Genomic DNA, 17,549 nt, shown 5'->3' on the forward strand with positions numbered 1-17,549 from the left:
TTCGCTTGCTCAGGCCGGCGGGGTCAGTGTCGTGAAGATGTCCGCAACCTGCTCTACTGCCGTCCCGCCGCTGACGGTGACGCGGTAGACATCCGGTGGCAGCGGATCGAAGGTTGCCTCCTGCCAGGTGTCGCCGGCCGGCGCGAGCGTCTTGCGAACGACCACAGCGCCGGTGGTCGTGCTGGAGATGGTTGCATCGATGGCAGTGCCATCGACGCTTGGCCGAACGCGGACGGGGATCGTGTCGTCGGTCCAGTAGATATCGTCGAGATCGAGCGAGAGGGTGATATTGACGACGGCGGGGGCGAGGTATTCGCCGAGCGGATCGTAGAGGCCGAAGATGGCGCCCTTGAGGTGCGTCAGGCCGGCGTCGGCGTTCTGCAATGAGGCGTGCCGGTCGGCAGCGTACATCCCGCGGGCAGACCCCTCCAGCTCGATTGGCGTCGCCGAGGCGCGCGGCACGGTGCCATCGCCGAGATCGTCGTGGACGCTGCCATCGGCGTAGGTGTATTCGCGCAGCAGCTCCACCCGGCCATCCGTCAGCCGGCCGGACTGGTTCGTCGGCTGCTCGATGCCGACGATCGGGAAGATCTTGTAGCCGCGCTGGCGGTATTCGTCGTCCTGCTGGTTGCGCGTCACCGCGTCGCGGATTTCGTGGTGGAAGGCGAGCGCAGCGGCGGCGCGGCCGGGGTCGACGTTCGGGATGCCGGTGGTCTCGCCGATCCGCACCCACGGGCTGCCCGGGCCGGCCGCATAGCAGCGGTAGGTCGGCAGCAGCTGGTATGTTGAGGTGAAGGAGCGCACCGTCTCGGACAGGTCGAGTAGTTGTCGCGGGCCTTTGTAGCAGCCGTTGGCCAGCGTGTCGAGCGAGTTGACCGAGCCGCGGTAGGGCGTGCCGAAGGTCAGCAGCGCCCGCGTGTCGCGCCAGCCCTCCATGCATTCGAGGTAGTAGCGCGCGACGAGCCCGCCCATCGAGTGGCCGACGATGATCAGCTTTGCGTCGGGGTTGTTGGTGTCCTGCCTCCATCGACGCAGGAGGCCTTCGCCCAGCTCGGTCTGCAGCCGCTTCGCCGCCAGTCGGTTGTCGAGCCGCCAGTCGTAGGGGAATTCGACGAAGTTGACGCCGGGGCTGACCTCGAAAACCGCCTGGATCGTGTCACTGGCCTTGCGGTAACCGTCGATCTTCCACAGGCCGGGGATGATGTGGACATCGGGCATCAGCCGCTTCGGGGTGATGCCATCCTGTGGGTCCAGGCCATCGCTGCCGGCCGGCAGGCGCAGCTCCTGGAGGCTGTCGCCCCGGCTGAAGAGCGCAGACAGCACCGCGCCGGTCGAGACGTCCCAGACGTCCTTGCCGCCCTTCCGCAGCGCGCTGCCCATGATCCCGGGGATGAGGACGATGACATCAGGCATCGGTATGCGAGACATGGTTGCCTCCTGATGCGTGGTGCGAAGACGTATAGCTTCATCATAGGGAGAGTCAGGTCGATGTCAATGATTTCTCACACGCGCCACTTTGCGCAGCCGAACAGGCAGACGCGCGTTACTCCGGGTGATCCAGCTCGTACAGCGCCACCTGGTTGCCGTGGTAGATCGTCTGTCCTGCGTTTCGCATGCCGGCCTTCTCCAGCACGCGGCACGAGGCGGCGTTCGCCGGGATAGTCACCGCGACGATGCGATCCAGCCCGAGGGCGCCGAACCCGTGCCGCAGCAGTCCGATGGTCAGCTCGGTCGCGTACCCCCGGCCCCAGACGGACCGCGCGAAGTAGTAGCCGACCTGGACCGGGTTGTCGTCGCCGATCGCCGCGTGGTCGAGCACCGCGCCGCCGACTGTCTGCCCCGTCTCTGTCTCGATCGCCGCCCAGAAGCCCAGCCCGCTGGATGGATCGTGGCGGGCGATACGCGCGTCCAGCCAGGCGCGGGCTTCGTCGCGGGTGGCGCAGGACATGTGGTCGGGCAGGTAGCGTGTGACGTCGGGGTCGCGGTTCATCGCGTAGACGGCGTCGAGGTCGCCGGCCTGCCATGGGCGGACGACGAGGCGGTCGGTGCGGAAGATCTCGGTCACGGCGGCGCCCCTTCAACGAGCGACAGTGGAGATGGCAACCACCGTTATACTGGCTTGGCGCGGTATTGGACAGCGGTGAGGAGGAGAGTATGAAGATCGGGATCATGCTGCTCTCGGGCGGGTCGCCGGCCGAGATCGGGGCGCAGGTCGCCGACGCCGAGCGGCGCGGATTCTCCAGCGCCTGGCTGGCGAATATCCGCGGGGTGGATGCGCTGACTGCGCTGGCGGTGGCCGGCGCGCAGACGGAGCGGATCGAGCTCGGCACGTTTATCGTCCCGACCTTTCCACGCCATCCGACGGCAATGGCGCAGCAGGCGCTGACCGTTCAGGCGGCGACGGGCAACCGGCTGGCGCTCGGCATCGGCCTCAGCCATCGGGTGTCGATGGAGCAGGGGCTAGGCTTCGACTGGAGCCACCCGATCCGGCACACCCGCGAGTACCTGGCGACGCTCATCCCGTTGCTGGCGCAGGAGCTGGTGAGCTTCGAGGGCGAGGAGTACACCGTCCGCGGCTTCCAGCTGGCAATCCCCGGCGCGACGCCGCCGCCGGTGCTGGTCGCCGCGCTTGGCCCGCAGATGTTGCGTCTGACCGGCGCGATGGCCGACGGCACGGCGATCTGGCTGGGCGGGGCGCGGTACATCGCCGAGACGGCGACGCCGACGATCCGCGAGGCTGCCGCGCGGGCTGGCCGGCCGGAACCGCGCGTCGTCGCCGGACTGCCGATCTGTGTCACCGACAACGCCGGGAAAGTTCGCGACAAGATGGCCCAGGCGTTCTCGCGCTATGGCGAGCTGCCGTCGTATCGCGCGATCCTCGACCGCGAGGGCGCCGCGGGGCCGGCCGACGTCGCGATCGTTGGCGACGAGGCGGAGGTCCGCGCCGGGCTGGCTGACCTTGCCGCGGCCGGCGTCACCGACTTCGCCGCCTCCCTCTTCGTCCCCCGTGGCGAGGACATCGAACGCACGATGGCGGCGTTGCTGGGGTGAGGGGTGAGCCATTCCCAATTCCCAACCCCTTAGGGGTCAGGAAATTAGGAATTTGGGAATGACCGTCGCGGCAGACCGGCAGCCACCCGGCATGGTTTGTCATCCTGAGGCGCGCACGCCGAAGGATCTCTCCTGCGTTCGGACGTGTATCGAGCGTGGTGGGAGATGCTTCGCTGAGGCTCAGCATGACAAAGGGTGGGGTCGGCAGCCACCCGGCATGCCTTGTCATCCTGAGGCCGCAGCCGAAGGATCTCTCCTGCGTTCGGACTGTGATCTGGCGTGGAGGGAGATGCTTCGCTGAGGCTCAGCATGACAAAGGGCGGGGTCGGCTGCCACCCGGCTGGCTTGTCATCCTGAGGCGCGCACGCCGAAGGATCTCTCCTGCGTTCGAACGTGGCATCCGGCGTGGGGGAGATGCTTCGCTGAGGCTCAGCATGACAAAGGGCGGGGTCGGCTGCCACCCGGCTGGTTTGTCATCCTGAGCGCGCACGCGAAGGATCTCTCCTGCGTTCGAGTGGCATCCAGCGTAGGGAGATGCTTCGCTGAGGCTCAGCATGACAAAGGGCGGGGTCGGCAGCCACCCGGCTGGTTTGTCATCCTGAGGCCGCAGCCGAAGGATCTCTCCTGCGTTCGAACGTGACTGGCGTGGAGGAGATGCTTCGCTGAGGCTCAGCATGACAAAGGGCGGACCGGCAGCCACCCCGTATGGCTTGTCATCCTGAGCGCGCACGCGAAGGATCTCTCCTGCGTTGGACTGTCACATGCCTGTGGGAGATCCTTCACTGCCGGGCGCCCTCTGGGCGGAGGAAGACAGGACAAAAGGCAGGCTGCCAGACCCGACAGTCTTTGGTCGCAGCGTGCTCAGGACGATTCCCAAATTCCCAAATTCCTGACCCCTAAGGGGTTGGGAATTAGGAATCCGGACGGCGTTTGACGAAGATGTCTCAATCATCGTACCATCGCCACAAACACGAGCAACATTTACGCGATCCAGCGATCCAGCGGAGGGCATCAGCGGCGATGAACGTCGAGACGATCCTGTCCCAAATTGAGCTTGGGGCAATGGCACTGCCCGAGTTTCAACGCGGCTACGTCTGGAACAGAGATCAGGTGCGCGGGCTGATGGACTCGCTCTACCGGCAACACCCGGTCGGCGGTCTGCTTGTCTGGGTAACGAAGACGGAGCACGCGTCTGCCCGCGGTGATGGTCCGCTCTCGGCCGGCACCGTCGAGCTCCTGCTCGATGGCCAACAGCGGATTACGTCCCTCTACGGGATCATCCGCGGTAATCCACCCCGCTTCTTCGAGGGCAACAAGCAGGCGTTCACCGATCTGTACTTCAACCTCGACGACCAGACGTTCGAGTTCTACGGCCCGGTCAAGATGCGCGACAATCCGGCCTGGATCAGTGTCACGCAGGTGATGCAGGAGGGTGCCGGCCCGACGATCCGTCGCCTTGCCCGGCTGCCAGATCTCGCCGACGATGTCGCGGATCTGTACTTCGAGCGCGTGAATCGAATCGACAACATCAAGCAGATCGACCTCCACATCGAGAAGGTCATCGGTGATGACAAGACGATCGACGTGGTGGTCGATATCTTCAACAAGGTCAACAGTGGCGGGACGAAGCTCTCGAAGGGCGACCTTGCGCTCGCCAAGATCTGCGCCGAGTGGCCCGAGGCGCGAAACGAGATGCGGACGAGACTGGACAAGTGGGAAGCGGCTGGCTTCTCCTTCCGGCTGGAGTGGCTGCTGCGGTGCGTCAATGCGATCGTCACCGGCGAGGCGATGTTCACGGCGCTGGCGAACGTCGGGCCCGCCGAGGTGAATCAGGGCCTGCGACAAGCCGAAGGCGCGATCGACGCGCTGCTGAACCTCGTGTCATCGCGACTGGGTATCGACCACGACCGTGTGCTCGGCAGCCGCTACTCGTTCCCGCTGCTGGCACGCTACCTCACCCAGCGGGGTGGCCGGCTGAGCGACTACCGCGAGCGCGACAAGCTGCTCTACTGGTACGTCCACACGTTCCTCTGGGGTCGCTACGCCGGGTCGACCGAGACTGCTCTGAATCAGGATCTCGCGTTGGTCGAGAATCTGGATGGCGGGCTGGATCGGCTGATCGAGCACTGCGCCGAAACCGTGGCGACCTGACGATTCACCCGAACGACTTCCTCGGCTGGAGTCGCGGCGCCAGGTTCTACCCGCTGCTGTATATGCTGACCCGCGTCTACCATGCGCGAGACTGGGAGACCGGCTTCGAGCTGTCCAACAATCTGCTTGGCCGGCTGAGCTCGCTGCAGATGCACCACATCTTCCCGAAGGCGCTGCTCTACAAGCACGGCTACGAGTTGGCGGAGGTCAACGCGCTGGCGAACTTCACCTTCCTGACGCAGGAGACGAACCTGCTTGTCTCGGACAAAGACCCGGCCGAGTACCTCCTGCGCTACGAGCAGCTACATCCCGGCGCTATCGCCTCGCACTGGATTCCGACGGATCCACGACTCTGGCGGGTCGAGAACTATCGCGAATTCCTGGCCGTCCGTCGGGAGCTTCTGGCGAACGCTGCCAATACGTTTCTCGACAGTCTGCTCTCGGGGGCGGCTGCTGATACTGCGTCCGTGCCATCGGTGCTCGACCACGGGCCGCTGTCGATCGCGGCGAACGTTCCGCTCGAAGACGAGGAACAACTGATCCTCGACACCGCGGAGTGGGTGACGCAGCAGGGCCTGCCGATGGGCGAGATGCTCTACGAGTTGGCGAATCCCGAGACGGGGGAACCGCTCGCTATCTTCGATCTCGCCTGGCCCCTTGGGTTGCAGGAGGGTCTGAGCCAGCCAGTTGCACTGCTGCTGAACGAGGCTGAGACGATGGAGCGGCTAGCCAACGACGCCGGCTTTCGCTACTTCACGTCGGCCGGCGCGTTCCGTGTCTACGTCCAGCGCGAGATCCTCGCCGAGGCGTTGGAGGACGTCGCCGACTGATGCCACCGAGGCCATTCCCAAATTCCCAACCCCTAAGGGATTGGGAAATTAGGAATCCCGCCGTCGCAGACCGGCAGCATCCCCTGCCTCCTGTCATTCACTGCCCGGAGGGCGCCCGCGCAGCCGAAGAATCTCCCCCAGCGCAGATGGTGATCGAACCCAGGGGAGATCCCTCGCTGAGACTCGGGATGACAAAGGCACGGGGTGGCTACCGGAACCAACTGCTTGTGGTAGCAGCGTGATCAGGGCGATTCCCAAATTCCTAAATTCCTGACCCCTAAGGGGTTGGGAATTAGGAATCCGGACGGCGCGTTCTCATCCGACATGCCATGGATCGACGCGGGGGGTGCGCTCTGCGGAGCGCGGACAGGCCGGGTCCTGTCCCTACGAACTACGAACCGGTATCCCCCGTCCCCCGTCCCTCGTCCCGCCTACCGTCCCAACGCCCGCCCGATGATGTCGGCGACGCCGGCCGGGCTGTCGGCGACCTCGACGCCGGCGGCGTTGAGCGCGTCGATCTTCTCCTGCGCGGTGCCGGTCCCACCGGAGATGATCGCGCCGGCGTGGCCCATGCGCTTGCCCGGCGGCGCGGTGCGTCCGGCGATGAAGCCGGCCATCGGCTTGGTCACGTTCGCCTTGATGTACTCGGCCGCGTCGTTCTCGTCCGTCCCGCCGATCTCACCGATCATCACGATCGCCTCGGTGCCGGGGTCGTTCTGGAACATCTCCAGCACGTCGATGAACTTGGTGCCGATGATCGGGTCGCCGCCGATGCCAACGACGGTGGATTGCCCCAGGCCGGCCTGCGTCAGCGCCCAGACCGCCTCGTAGGTGAGCGTGCCGGAGCGCGAGACGAGCCCAACCGGGCCGGGGGTGTGGATGTAGGCGGGCATGATCCCGATCTTCGCCTGCGACGGCGTGATGAGCCCCGGGCAGTTCGGCCCGATCAGCCGCGCGCCAACCCGCGACACGTGGTCGTAGACCTTGACCATCTCGTTGATCGGGATGTTCTCGGTGATGCAGATGATCAGCTCGATGCCGTTGTCGGCTGCTTCGAGGATCGCGTCCGGCGCGAAGGCGGCCGGCACGAAGATGATCGACGTGTTGGCGCCGGTCGCTGCCACGGCCTGGGCAGCGGTGTCGAACACCGGCACGCCGGCGACCTCGCGCGCCGCCCCGCCCGGGTGTGACGCCGGCCACCACCGGCGTGCCGTACTCGACCATCTGGGTGGTGTGGAAGGTGGCCTCGCGCCCGGTGATGCCCTGGACCAGCAGCCGCGTGTTGTTGCCGACTAAGATACTCATCTGTTCTCCTGTTGCGCGGCTGCCACCGCCTGCTGGGCCGCCTCGGCCATCGTCTCGTAGCTGCTCAGGCCGGCGTCGGCCAGGATCTGTCGGCCCTCTGCCTGGTTCGTGCCAACCAGCCGGATGACCATCGGCACGTTGACGCCGACGGTGTGCATCGCCTCGACGATCCCCTGCGCCACGAGATCGCCGCGGGTGATGCCGCCGAAGATGTTGAACAGGATCGCCTTCACGTTCGGGTCGGCCAGGATCATCTCCAGCGCCAGCTGAACCTGCGCCGCGCTGGCCCCGCCGCCGACGTCGAGGAAGTTGGCCGGCTCGCCGCCGTAGAGCTTGACGGCGTCCATCGTCGCCATCGCCAGGCCTGCGCCGTTGACAACGCAGCCGATGTCGCCGTCCAGCTTGACAAAGGAGATGCCATGCGCCTTGGCCTGCAGCTCGGTCTCGTTCTCCTCGGCCATGTCGCGCAGCTCCTCGAAGTCGGGATGCCGCGGCAGGGCGTTGTCGTCGATCGTCACCTTCGAGTCGAGTGCCATCCACTGCCGATCCCTGGTCAGGATCAGCGGGTTGATCTCGGCCAGCGAGGCGTCCGCGCCGATGAACGCGGCGTAGAGCTGCTTGGCGATCTTCGCGAACCCGTTGACGAGGTCCGGCTCGATGCCGAGGTCGAACGCCACCTGCCGCGCCTGGTAGTCCAGCAGGCCCATCTGGCGATCTGCCGTCATCCGGACGATCTTCTCCGGCGTGTCGCGAGCGACTTCCTCGATGTCGACGCCCCCCTCGGCGCTGGCCATCAGGGTGATGCCCCGCGCGCCGCGGTCGAGGATGATACCCAGATAGTATTCGCGCTCGATCCCGACGGCCGGAACAACGTAGACCCTGTTGACGATGTGGCCGCGGATATCCATCCCGAGGATCTGGCCGGCCCGCTCGCTAGCCTCGGCCGGCGACGACGCCAGCTTGATCCCCCCGGCCTTGCCCCGGCCGCCAGTATGGACCTGCGCCTTGATCGCAACCGTCCCGGCCGGCCCGACCAGCCGCTCGGCCGCGGCGCTGGCTGCGTCTGCCGTTGTCACAACCTCGCCCGCGTTGACCGGGATGCCATAGCCGGCCAATAGTTCTGCCGCCTGATATTCGTGGATATTCACGCGGTGGCGTCTCCTTCCCCATGGGAGCTGGACAAGACCTGTCCAACATCCCGATGATAGCATCGTGCCTTTGCAGACTGCTTGCCGCAATGCTATACGGCGCGATTCCTGATATTCTCTTCTGTTATCGCACTCGCGCGGCGCAGCGCGAACAGAGAAAGGGTTCACGAGATGATCAAACGAGAAGAAAGTCGCCATGATCTGGCGTTCCTGGCCGGCGTCGTCGTCGGCGCAATCTCCGGCGCGCTTGCCGCGCTGGCGCTGACACCGATGTCTGGCGCCCAGACACGCGAGAAGCTGAAGGATACAACCAGCAACCTGACGCCGGTTCGGGAGAAGGTCGCCGAATCAGCCAGCCACGCTGTCGCGACGAGCAAGGAGAAGTCAGCCGGCTTCACCGCCGCCGCCAGTCAGGCCCTGGTCACTGGCAAGGAAAAGGCCGCCGACGCAGCCAGCCACGCCGTCGCGACGAGCAAGGAGATGGCCGCCAGCGCCACAGCCGCCGCCGGCCAGGCCATGGCCACCGGCAAGGAAAAGGCCGCCGACGCCACGACCGCCGCTAGTCAGGCCCTGGCCACCGGCAAGGAAAAGGCCGCCGACGCAGCCAGCCACGCCGTCGCAACGAGCAAGGAGATGGCTGCCAGCGCCACAGCCGCCGCCGGCCAGGCAGTCGCCACCGGCAAGGACAAAGCCGCGGAGGTGGCAGCGAGATCACCGCTGCCAGTCGGCCAGAAGGAAGCCGAGCAGGACGTGGTCGTGCGCGAGGACATCGCCACGCATGCCCCTGAGCCGGACGGCGCCGCCAAGCCCGGGGACACGGAAGACGCCTAGCGCGGGCACACGCACGCCGGCCGACCTCATGAGCCGTCCGCAGCGACTATGGCAGGGTACAGGCCAACCCCTGCACCCTGCCATCCCGAGCGCACGCGCGAGAGATCTCCCCTTGTGATTGACTGCATCGAGCGAGGAGAGATTCTTCGGCTGCGGCCTCAGAATGACAAAGGGTGAAGAGTGGCGATCAAGGTTGACACGATCACTGCGGACGACTACTCATTAGTCGACCGTAGTGGATGTGTCAGGCTGGCAGCTTCCTATTTCTCTGTCATTCTTCGCTCCGCTCAGTGCATCGACTAGCATGATGTGTCAGGTTGGCAGGCTCCCCGCATCTTGTCATCCTGAGCCGCAGCGAAGGATCTCTCCTGTGTCTGAATGCATCGAGCCATGGGGAGATGCTTCGCTGCCGGGCGCCGCTTTGCGCAGAGCATGGCCAGGGTAATTGTCGAAGGCATATCGACGTGACACATCATGCTAGTCGGAGCACTCAGTACAGCGACTAGCATGAAGTGACTTGTTGGCACAGAACTGGCTGATGGGATGCAACGCAGTTGTGTGCACCAGCGGGAGGGTCTGGCATGAGTAATAAGCAACACGTGGTACGGCTGACGGCAGCGGAACGAACGGAATTGCGCCAGCTCATTGAGACAGGGTCCGCCCATGCCAGGCGCCTTAAACGCGCCCGCATCCTGCTCAAAGCCGATGCCAGTATCGCCGGACCACGGTGGACCGATGTCCAGATTGCGGAGGCACTGGAATGCAGTCCCCGGACGGTCGCGCGACTCCGGGAACGATGCTGTCGTGAGGGTCTGGCCGCCAGTCTGGGGCGACGTCCCTCGACACGGGTCTATCGGCGACGCTTTGATGGCGCAGCGGAAGCCCGGCTGACCACGCTTGCTTGTAGTCCTGCACCAGCGGGTGCTGCCCGCTGGACGCTGCGCTTGCTGGCCGATACCGTGGTGGAGCAGGAGATTGTCCCCCAGGTGTGCCCGGAGACGGTCCGCATGACACTTAAAAAAACGTCCTCAAGCCGTGGCTGAAACGCAGCTGGTGTCTGTCCGGGAAGCCTGATGCGGGATTCGTCGCAGCCATGGAAGATGTGCTCGACGTCTATGCTCGACCGATCGACCCACTGCGTCCACTAGTCTGCTTTGACGAGAGTGGCAAAGCACTCCGGGGCGATGTCCGTCCCAGTCAGCCAGCTGGACCCGGTCACGCGCTGCGGGAAGATCCGGCCTATATCCGCCACGGCAGTGCCAACCTCTTTCTCTGGTGTGCGCCCCATCTTGGACAGCGAGGCATCACCGTCACCGAGCGGCGCACCCGGGTCGACTGGGCCGTCGCCATGCGCCATCTCGTCGATGAGGTCTTCCCGACGGCGGAGCGGATCGTGGTGGTGCTCGACAATCTCAACATCCATGCCGACCACTCACTCTATGCGGCGTTCCCGCCCCGGGAGGCAAAGCGCATTCGCGACAAGCTGGAACTGCATTACACCCCCAAGCATGCTTCGTGGCTGAACATCGCCGAACTGGAGTTTAGTGCGCTGGTGCGCCAATGTCTGGATCAGCGCATCCCCACGCCGACGGACTTGCAGCAGGCGGTTGATGCCTGGACAACCCGGCGCAACAGCCGCGCCAAACCGGTGCAATGGCACTTCATGGTGGAGCACGCACGCATCAAATTGCGCCGGCTGTATCCGGTCCCTGAACTGGACACTTCATGCTAGTCGCTGTACTCAGAATGACAGAACCACTGCGGTCGACTACTCATCGTGACAATGGAAGGACCCCCCTCATGCTCGGCCGAGTCCGGACGGCACTGAAGTTCTTCACGGTCTGCCTCGCGGCCGGAGTGATCCTCGCTCCGCGTAGCGGCGCAGACACACGAGGCCGGTTCCGCGCCTGGGTGAGACGCGAGCATCGCTGACCTGGTCGATCGGGGCTGCGCGATAACGGAACGTCTGTGATCCCCATTGGCGACGACAATCGGGCGCGACGCCGGTCGCCGGTCGTCGTCATCGCGCTGATCCTCCTCAACGCCGCCGTCTTCATCTACGAGCTGTCGCTGCAGCGGCAGGGAAGCGATGTCCTCGGCCACTTCATCTACTCGTGGGGCGCAGTGCCGATCGAGCTGCTTCACCTGCGCGATTATCCTCCGACGATCCCGCTGCCGATCTGGGTTACCGGGCTTACCTCGATGTTCATCCACGGTGGCTGGCTGCACCTGCTCGGCAACATGCTCTTTCTCTGGGTCTTCGGCGACAATGTCGAGGACAATATGGGCCATGCGCGGTTTGCGGTGTTCTACCTGCTCTCCGGCATCGGCGCTGTTGCCCTCCAGATGCTGATCGACCCCAGCTCGGCCCAGCCGATGATCGGCGCCAGCGGCGCGATCTCGGGCGTGCTGGCCGCCTACCTCGTGCTCTTTCCCAGAGGTCGCATCCGGGTGCTTATCTGGCTGGGGTTCTTCGTCACGATCATCTCGCTACCCGCGCTGATCGTCATCGGCTTCTGGATCGCGCTGCAATTCATCAGCGGGCTCGCCTCGGTCGGGCCGGACACCACGCAGACCGGCGGGATCGCCTACTTCGCGCACATCGGCGGCTTCCTGACGGGGCTCGTGGCCGTCTTCTTCTTCCGCCGTCAACCCCGGCGTCGCCTCGCGCGTTCGCGCTAGTAGGCGACCAGAAGCTCAGCGCGATGGGCGAATAACGTAGAGCGCGTCTCGGCCGGCATCCAGGACGTAGAGCGAGCCGTCCAGGCCGGACGCGGCAGCCACTGGCCGGTCGAAGCCGGACGCGAACTCGACAACCGCGCCGGCCGGCACAGCCAGACGAGGCTGATCCGCCGGCAGCAGCCGCACCAGCCGCGCGCCAGAGTCCCCATCGCGCACCACCGCAAGGATGTCGCTAGCTGTCGCGCCCGCCGTCCCGTCGGCTCGGTAGAGCATCAGCCTGACGACCGACGCATTCGCGCCGAGAGACGACAGATCGATCCTGGCGGTCACATCACCCGTCGCGGGGTCGAAGCTCGACAACTGGCGGTCTGCCCCGACGAACCAGACGCTGCCGTCCGGCGCGACCAGCATCGGCCCCGAGCCACCTGGCAGATCCTCGGCCCGCAGGAGGTCGCCCTTGCCATCGATGATGCGCAGAAGGCGTGCGGCGTCGGCAGCTTCCGGGGTGCCGCCTGGCGAGAGCGGCCGGCCCAGCACGACGACGCTCGCCTCCGGCCCTGCGCCCAATGCGACTGTCGGCCGGCTCATCGCGCCACTGACGACCGGCGAGCTCTGGTTCGGCCGGCCATCGAGACGCGCGTCCTCGTAGCGATAGACACCGCGATCGTCAGCGATATACAGCGACGTGCCAGACCACGCAAGCGCGATCGGATTCACGAGGTGATCGACAAACGGTTCGGCAGCCACGCTCCCGGATCGCGGATCGTAGAGATCCACCCGCCCACCGGAACGCAGGAGCGCCACCCGACCGTCCGGCCCGACAGCAATATCAACGACGTCGGTCACGTTCACATCGAGCCGCTCGGATTTGAACCCGTCAGGCGTTGTCAGCCCCTTCAGGTCTCCGCCCGGCAGGAGCTGCGAGAACGAGGAGCGCGTGGGAGCGGCCGGCGCGGCCGGCGTCAGCTCGGCGGAATAGCGCCACTGGTAATAGTGACGGCCAGCGCTAGTGACCGTGAAGCGCTCACCCTCGGGGAGACCGGGCGTGTAGACGATCGCACGCCGCTCGAAGAGCTGGACGAGGCTGAGCCCGATCGGCCCCTTGCCCGAATCAATCCAGTACGGCTCACTGATCGGACGCCCGACTGCCTCCAGCGGCGAGAGCGCGCCAAGCGGCGCGGCCGCCAGCCAGCCATCCGTGATCGCTGGAACATTATGTCCAGTTTGTGGGTCGTAACGGCCGAGGATCACTCGCTCGGGTCCGATCTGCTCCGTCGCGCCGGACGACGTCATCCAGGCGTCAACCTCGGCGCCGGTGCGATCCGCGGTATGCGAGCGGGCATCATCGGCGAAGTTGGCGTAGGTCACCTGGTCGGCGGGGAGGCCGGGCATCGCGCTGAAGATCGGCACAGCGGCTGGCGCGACCTGGACGAACGCATCGTAGCCAACCTGGACGTTGCCAGTTGCCATCTCACGAACCAGGAGGCCGACTGTTACCCGGCTGGCGCCATCTTCTGCTTCGGTCGCGAGCTCCATCCGGCCACGCTCGAAGTACTCGACCAGCCTCCGATTCCCGGGCGCGCCAGTGAATGGCTCGACGATCGAGACGATCGGCCCCTGCCCCCAGAGCAACGCTCGGCCCTGCGTCCCAGTGCGCTGGAAATAGCGAGTGAATGCCGGATCAGCGAAGGTGGACGGCTGGGTCGATTGAATCGGCATCAACGACACCGCCACAACCACACCAACCGCCAGCAGGAGAATACGCAGCACGACGCGCCCAACACGAAGCTTCGACGATAGCCGGCCACCCCGACGGGGCCAACAGTACAACGAACGACACCGCTATCGGTTATGCCCTCGGCCCGGTGAGGCGGCTCGGCGCCCTCTTCCTGTCCAATGGTACAGCACGTCCCTGACCCTCTGTGCGATGGTCTTGCCCACTGTCAGGCACCATAATGAATGAGTGAGCAGTCCCTCGAAGCAGCTCAATGAGGCCGGATGTCGCCGCGGCACGCGCCGAGGCCGAATGCCAGGGTTCGCAGACAGATGCACGATCGTATGTTGGAACACGAGTCAGCTCGCGACACCACAGCCCTGCGCGCGCGGCTGCCAGATGTTCGCGATGCCTGGCGGCGGCTGCTCGTCGAACGCTGCGGATTCGGGACTACCCTGCCGGACGATCTCCTGATCGACTTTCTCGAGACGCTTGCCGTGTTCGTCGCCAACCCCGACCCGGCCATCCCGATCCGCCTCGCAGCCGAATGGCGCGAGATGGTATCGCTCAGCGTCGAGGGGGTGGCAGCAACAGCAAGCGCCATCGGCCTGGTCGGAGAGGCATTGCGCGACGGGCTCGATGGCGACGCCACGCCGGAACCAGCCCCCGCCCACCACGACATCTCGACCCTGCTGTCGTCGTTCACCACAGCATTCTCCGGCGCGCTCATGACGTCCGGCGAGTTTCAGTGCAGCGAGTCCTACTGGTATGGAGTGTCGTGCCGGCTGACGCAGGAACGCGAGCGACGGATCACGCAGCTGGCGATCCTCAACGACGTCTCGACTGCGTTAGCTTCGACACTATCGCTCGACCAGCTGGCGACGATCATCCACGAGCAATGCGGACGGCTCTTCGACGCGACGAACTTCTACATCGCGACGCTCGATGGCGACTCCGACGAGATGAATATCATCTATCACCACTTCGGCGGGCAGCGAGTCTCCGGCGATGGGTTCGATACGGTGAGGATCGGTCTGACCCGTCTCGTCATCGAGCTCGGCGAGCCGGTCGTGTTCGACGATTATGTTGCCGCCTGCAACGAACGCGGCATCGAGGTTCCCCCGCATATCGACCGGCAGAAGACCTGGGCGTGGATCGGGGTGCCGATCGTTGCTGACGACCTGACGATCGGCCTGCTGGCGATGCTCACCGACCAACGCGTCTTCACCCGCGATGACGCCACGTTGCTGGCGGCCGTCGCTCGCCAGGCCGGCGCAGCCATCCAGAACGCCCGCCTCTACCAGGCGCAGATCATCCAGGCCAACCAGCTCATCGTCATCAACCGGATCGCCCGGGCGTTCGCGACCATCCGCGACCCACGGCAGCTCGCCGCAGAGGCCGCCCGACGTATCCAGGATGCCTTCGGCTACGGCGTCGTCATGATCTTCCAGACCAATCGGAGCGACGATCGGCTCGTGCTGAAGACGCTTGCCGGAATCGAAGGCGCCGATAACCTGGTTGGATTCAGCCTCCCACTCGACGAACGAGGCATCGTCGGTCGCGCCGCCGCGACCCGCCAACCGGTCGTCGTCGCCGACGTCCACATCGACGACGACTTCATCACCAGCCCGTGGACGGCGCACATCCGCTCCGAGATCGCCGTCCCGCTCTTGCGCGAGGAGCGCCTCCTGGGCGTGCTCAACGTCGAATCTCCGGAGGTGGACGCGTTCTCGGAGCAGGATGTCAGCCTGCTGACGACGATCGCGGATCAGCTCGCGATTGCGCTGGAGAACGCCGAGCTACTGCGAGAGGAGCAGAAGCGCCGGGCTGAGGTCTCGTTGATCCTCAACGCCTCGCAGGCAGCCAACTCCTCGCTGGTTCTCGATGACGTCCTGCAGCGCGTGGCCGGCGGCATCGCCGACGCGACCGGCCTGGCCTCCTGCGTCATCTATCTGTTCGATGAGGATCGCAAACGGCTGCTGCCGTCGGCGTTCATCTCCCGCGATGGATCCAGGCTAGACACGGCAAGGATCAGCCAGGTTGCGCCGAGCGCGGAGTCGTCCCAACTGCTCAGGCAGATCACGATGGACGCTCGTGAGCCGTGCGCGCTGGAGATGCTGAGCTGCCACGTCGACGACGATCTGGCCCGGGTTCTCTGCGCCAGCGCCGTGCTGGCGGTGCCCTTCCTGGTTCGCGACGAATGTCTCGGCTTCGCGCTGGTCGTCTCGCACGACGACGCCTACCACTTCTCGAACCATCAGCTGCGGGTCGCCTTCGGGATCGCAGATTCGGCGGCGCTGGCGTTGGAGAACGCGCGGCTCTATGCCCGCTCGCGCTCGCTCGGCATGGCCGAAGAGCGCATCCGTGTCGCCCGTGACATCCACGACGGCATCGCGCAGGGGCTGACCGCTATATCGCTCCATCTCGAAGCGAGCGAGCAGATCTTCGACAGCAAGCCCGAGAAGGCGCAAGCCGGGCTGCGCCGCGCGCTCGAGCTGACACGCGACAACCTTGAGGACGCGCGCCGATCGGTTCTCGATCTTCGCGCCAGCGCCCTGCAGGAGTTGACGCTGGCCGACGCGCTCCAGCACCGGCTGACCCAGTTCGCGAAGGAGGGCGCCAGCCGGCCGGTCCGCACATCGTTCACCTCAGAGAGTTCGGGAGGTCGAGCCTCCTCGCGGCTGGAGCTGAGCCTCTACCGGATCTGCGAAGAGGCGCTCGACAATGTTGCGCGCCATGCCGGGGCAACTCATGTCGATGTTGCTCTCCGCCGCGTCGGAGACACCATCGTTCTGCAGATCGCCGACAATGGCTGCGGTTTCGACGTCGACGAGGTAACGCACAACTGCAAGCCCGGTGGAAAGTTCGGGCTGATCGCCATCCGCGAACGGGTCCGGCTACTCCATGGAACACTTGACATCGATTCAACCAGCGCTGGCACAACATTGCGCGTCGCAGCGCCGTTCGAGGGCCAGTGGCGCAGAGAGTCGACAGCGACGTCAACCACGACGTCTTCCATGACAAGTGACCGGGTACTCAATGCGTAGCACGGCGCCTGCTCATCGCGCTGGGCCGCTGGAGGGGACGCATCGCATGATCGACATCCTCGTCATCGACGACCACCCGATCGTTCGCGAGGGACTCGTGGCGATACTCGAAGCCCAGCAGGACTTCAACGTCATCGCCGAAGGCAACGACGGCGCCGAGGCTGTCACGCTCTATCGACGGCTGCAGCCCGACATCGTCCTGATGGACCTCCAGATGCCCGGCGCCGATGGCGTGCTGGCGATCCAGCAGATAAGGGAGAGCGATCCCGAGGCGAAGATCGTCGTTCTGACCGCCTACGATACCGATGAGCGCATTCTGCAGGCTGTCCAGGCCGGCGTGCGCGGCTATTTGCTGAAGGGCGCGCCGCGCGATGAGATTTTCCGCGCCATCCGTGTCGTCCACATGGGCGGCTCGTTGCTGGAGCCTGTCGTGGCCGGCAAGCTGCTCAACCATGTCGGCGGCATCATGCGCGGCGAGACCCGCGAGGAGGAGCTGACCTCTCGCGAGCTCGACGTGCTCCGACTGATGGCCCACGGGCTGCGGAACAAGGAGATTGCTGCCGAGCTGCTGATCACCGAGCGAACCGTCAAGTTCCACGCCAACTCGATCTACCAGAAGCTCGATGTCAGTGGGCGCACCGAAGCCGTGTCCCGGGCCATCCAGCGCGGCCTCGTCAGGGTCTGATTCCAAGCTCGCCTGTGACACAATTCGGCATGATGACCCAACCGGAGGGCGCGGATTCCCCCGTCTGACATCAGCTTCCGGCCGCCTGGCGTCCCTGTCTCCATG

General features: G+C 65.4%; 15 protein-coding genes and 1 pseudogene. 10 read left to right on the top strand and 6 right to left on the bottom strand.

What is annotated here, in order from left to right; translation table 11 throughout:
- Positions 1–9: 9 nt before the first annotated feature.
- A complete protein-coding gene (locus V9F06_09665; GenBank protein MEI2617884.1) occupies positions 10–1,428 on the bottom strand; it encodes a hypothetical protein in 1,419 nt (472 codons plus the stop codon).
- A 115-nt stretch (positions 1,429–1,543) separates the two neighbouring features.
- Positions 1,544–2,065 carry a GNAT family N-acetyltransferase gene (locus V9F06_09670; GenBank protein MEI2617885.1) on the bottom strand — a complete coding sequence of 174 codons (522 nt, stop codon included), beginning with the start codon at positions 2,063–2,065 and terminating at the stop codon, positions 1,544–1,546.
- Positions 2,066–2,154: 89 nt separating this feature from the next.
- Here V9F06_09670 and V9F06_09675 point away from each other — a divergent pair, with 89 nt between their 5' ends.
- The 3 genes from V9F06_09675 to V9F06_09685 all read left to right on the top strand — a co-directional run bounded on the left by V9F06_09675 (position 2,155) and on the right by V9F06_09685 (position 6,032).
- On the top strand, positions 2,155–3,051 hold the full coding sequence (locus V9F06_09675) for a TIGR03564 family F420-dependent LLM class oxidoreductase (GenBank protein MEI2617886.1): 897 nt from the start codon (positions 2,155–2,157) through the stop codon (positions 3,049–3,051).
- A 1,020-nt stretch (positions 3,052–4,071) separates the two neighbouring features.
- Entirely contained in the window at positions 4,072–5,202 is a 1,131-nt protein-coding gene (locus tag V9F06_09680) for a DUF262 domain-containing protein (GenBank protein MEI2617887.1), read from the top strand.
- Between the two features lie 62 nt (positions 5,203–5,264).
- Positions 5,265–6,032 (top strand): hypothetical protein, encoded by a 768-nt coding sequence (locus V9F06_09685; protein ID MEI2617888.1) that lies wholly within the window; start codon positions 5,265–5,267, stop codon positions 6,030–6,032.
- A gap of 431 nt (positions 6,033–6,463) precedes the next feature.
- Here the strand turns inward: V9F06_09685 and sucD are convergent, their stop codons facing one another.
- The 3 genes and pseudogenes from sucD to sucC all read right to left on the bottom strand — a co-directional run bounded on the left by sucD (position 6,464) and on the right by sucC (position 8,485).
- Positions 6,464–7,186 (bottom strand): succinate--CoA ligase subunit alpha, encoded by a 723-nt coding sequence (gene sucD / locus V9F06_09690; GenBank protein MEI2617889.1) that lies wholly within the window; start codon positions 7,184–7,186, stop codon positions 6,464–6,466.
- Between the two features lie 68 nt (positions 7,187–7,254).
- Positions 7,255–7,337: pseudogene (locus V9F06_09695) on the bottom strand (hypothetical protein).
- A complete protein-coding gene (gene sucC, locus V9F06_09700; protein ID MEI2617890.1) occupies positions 7,334–8,485 on the bottom strand; it encodes an ADP-forming succinate--CoA ligase subunit beta in 1,152 nt (383 codons plus the stop codon). The pseudogene V9F06_09695 and the gene sucC overlap by 4 nt, the downstream one beginning before the upstream one ends.
- A 171-nt stretch (positions 8,486–8,656) precedes the next feature.
- Here sucC and V9F06_09705 point away from each other — a divergent pair, with 171 nt between their 5' ends.
- The 5 genes from V9F06_09705 (at position 8,657) to V9F06_09725 (ending at position 11,998) form a co-directional block, all read left to right on the top strand.
- Positions 8,657–9,316: a YtxH domain-containing protein gene (locus V9F06_09705; GenBank protein ID MEI2617891.1), complete on the top strand. Its 660-nt coding sequence runs from the start codon at positions 8,657–8,659 to the stop codon at positions 9,314–9,316.
- A gap of 581 nt (positions 9,317–9,897) precedes the next feature.
- Positions 9,898–10,359, top strand: a complete 462-nt coding sequence (locus V9F06_09710) for a helix-turn-helix domain-containing protein (GenBank protein ID MEI2617892.1) — start codon at positions 9,898–9,900, stop codon at positions 10,357–10,359.
- Positions 10,360–10,373: 14 nt separating this feature from the next.
- Positions 10,374–11,048 carry an IS630 family transposase gene (locus V9F06_09715; GenBank protein MEI2617893.1) on the top strand — a complete coding sequence of 225 codons (675 nt, stop codon included), beginning with the start codon at positions 10,374–10,376 and terminating at the stop codon, positions 11,046–11,048.
- Positions 11,049–11,116: 68 nt separating this feature from the next.
- A complete protein-coding gene (locus V9F06_09720; protein MEI2617894.1) occupies positions 11,117–11,248 on the top strand; it encodes a hypothetical protein in 132 nt (43 codons plus the stop codon).
- Between the two features lie 36 nt (positions 11,249–11,284).
- A complete protein-coding gene (locus V9F06_09725; GenBank protein MEI2617895.1) occupies positions 11,285–11,998 on the top strand; it encodes a rhomboid family intramembrane serine protease in 714 nt (237 codons plus the stop codon).
- A gap of 15 nt (positions 11,999–12,013) precedes the next feature.
- Here the strand turns inward: V9F06_09725 and V9F06_09730 are convergent, their stop codons facing one another.
- Positions 12,014–13,768, bottom strand: a complete 1,755-nt coding sequence (locus tag V9F06_09730; protein ID MEI2617896.1) for a hypothetical protein — start codon at positions 13,766–13,768, stop codon at positions 12,014–12,016.
- 276 nt (positions 13,769–14,044) lie between these two features.
- On the opposite strand from V9F06_09730, the gene V9F06_09735 reads away from it, so the two are divergent.
- Both V9F06_09735 and V9F06_09740 read left to right on the top strand, forming a co-directional pair.
- Entirely contained in the window at positions 14,045–16,759 is a 2,715-nt protein-coding gene (locus V9F06_09735) for a GAF domain-containing protein (protein ID MEI2617897.1), read from the top strand.
- Between the two features lie 46 nt (positions 16,760–16,805).
- Positions 16,806–17,444: a response regulator transcription factor gene (locus tag V9F06_09740; GenBank protein MEI2617898.1), complete on the top strand. Its 639-nt coding sequence runs from the start codon at positions 16,806–16,808 to the stop codon at positions 17,442–17,444.
- Positions 17,445–17,549: the final 105 nt, after the last annotated feature.

Source organism: Thermomicrobiales bacterium, from assembly GCA_037045155.1.
In the GTDB taxonomy this organism is placed as follows: Bacteria; Chloroflexota; Chloroflexia; order Thermomicrobiales; family CFX8; genus JAMLIA01.

Excerpts from the sequence above, each read along its gene's own strand:
- V9F06_09665 (MEI2617884.1), bottom strand. The coding sequence starts at position 1,428 with ATGTCTCGCATACCGATGCCTGATGTCATCGTCCTCATCCCCGGGATC.
- V9F06_09675 (MEI2617886.1), top strand. The coding sequence starts at position 2,155 with ATGAAGATCGGGATCATGCTGCTCTCGGGCGGGTCGCCGGCCGAGATC.
- V9F06_09680 (MEI2617887.1), top strand. The coding sequence starts at position 4,072 with ATGAACGTCGAGACGATCCTGTCCCAAATTGAGCTTGGGGCAATGGCA.
- V9F06_09685 (MEI2617888.1), top strand. The coding sequence starts at position 5,265 with ATGCTGACCCGCGTCTACCATGCGCGAGACTGGGAGACCGGCTTCGAG.
- V9F06_09705 (MEI2617891.1), top strand. The coding sequence starts at position 8,657 with ATGATCAAACGAGAAGAAAGTCGCCATGATCTGGCGTTCCTGGCCGGC.
- V9F06_09710 (MEI2617892.1), top strand. The coding sequence starts at position 9,898 with ATGAGTAATAAGCAACACGTGGTACGGCTGACGGCAGCGGAACGAACG.
- V9F06_09720 (MEI2617894.1), top strand. The coding sequence starts at position 11,117 with ATGCTCGGCCGAGTCCGGACGGCACTGAAGTTCTTCACGGTCTGCCTC.
- V9F06_09735 (MEI2617897.1), top strand. The coding sequence starts at position 14,045 with ATGCACGATCGTATGTTGGAACACGAGTCAGCTCGCGACACCACAGCC.
- V9F06_09740 (MEI2617898.1), top strand. The coding sequence starts at position 16,806 with ATGATCGACATCCTCGTCATCGACGACCACCCGATCGTTCGCGAGGGA.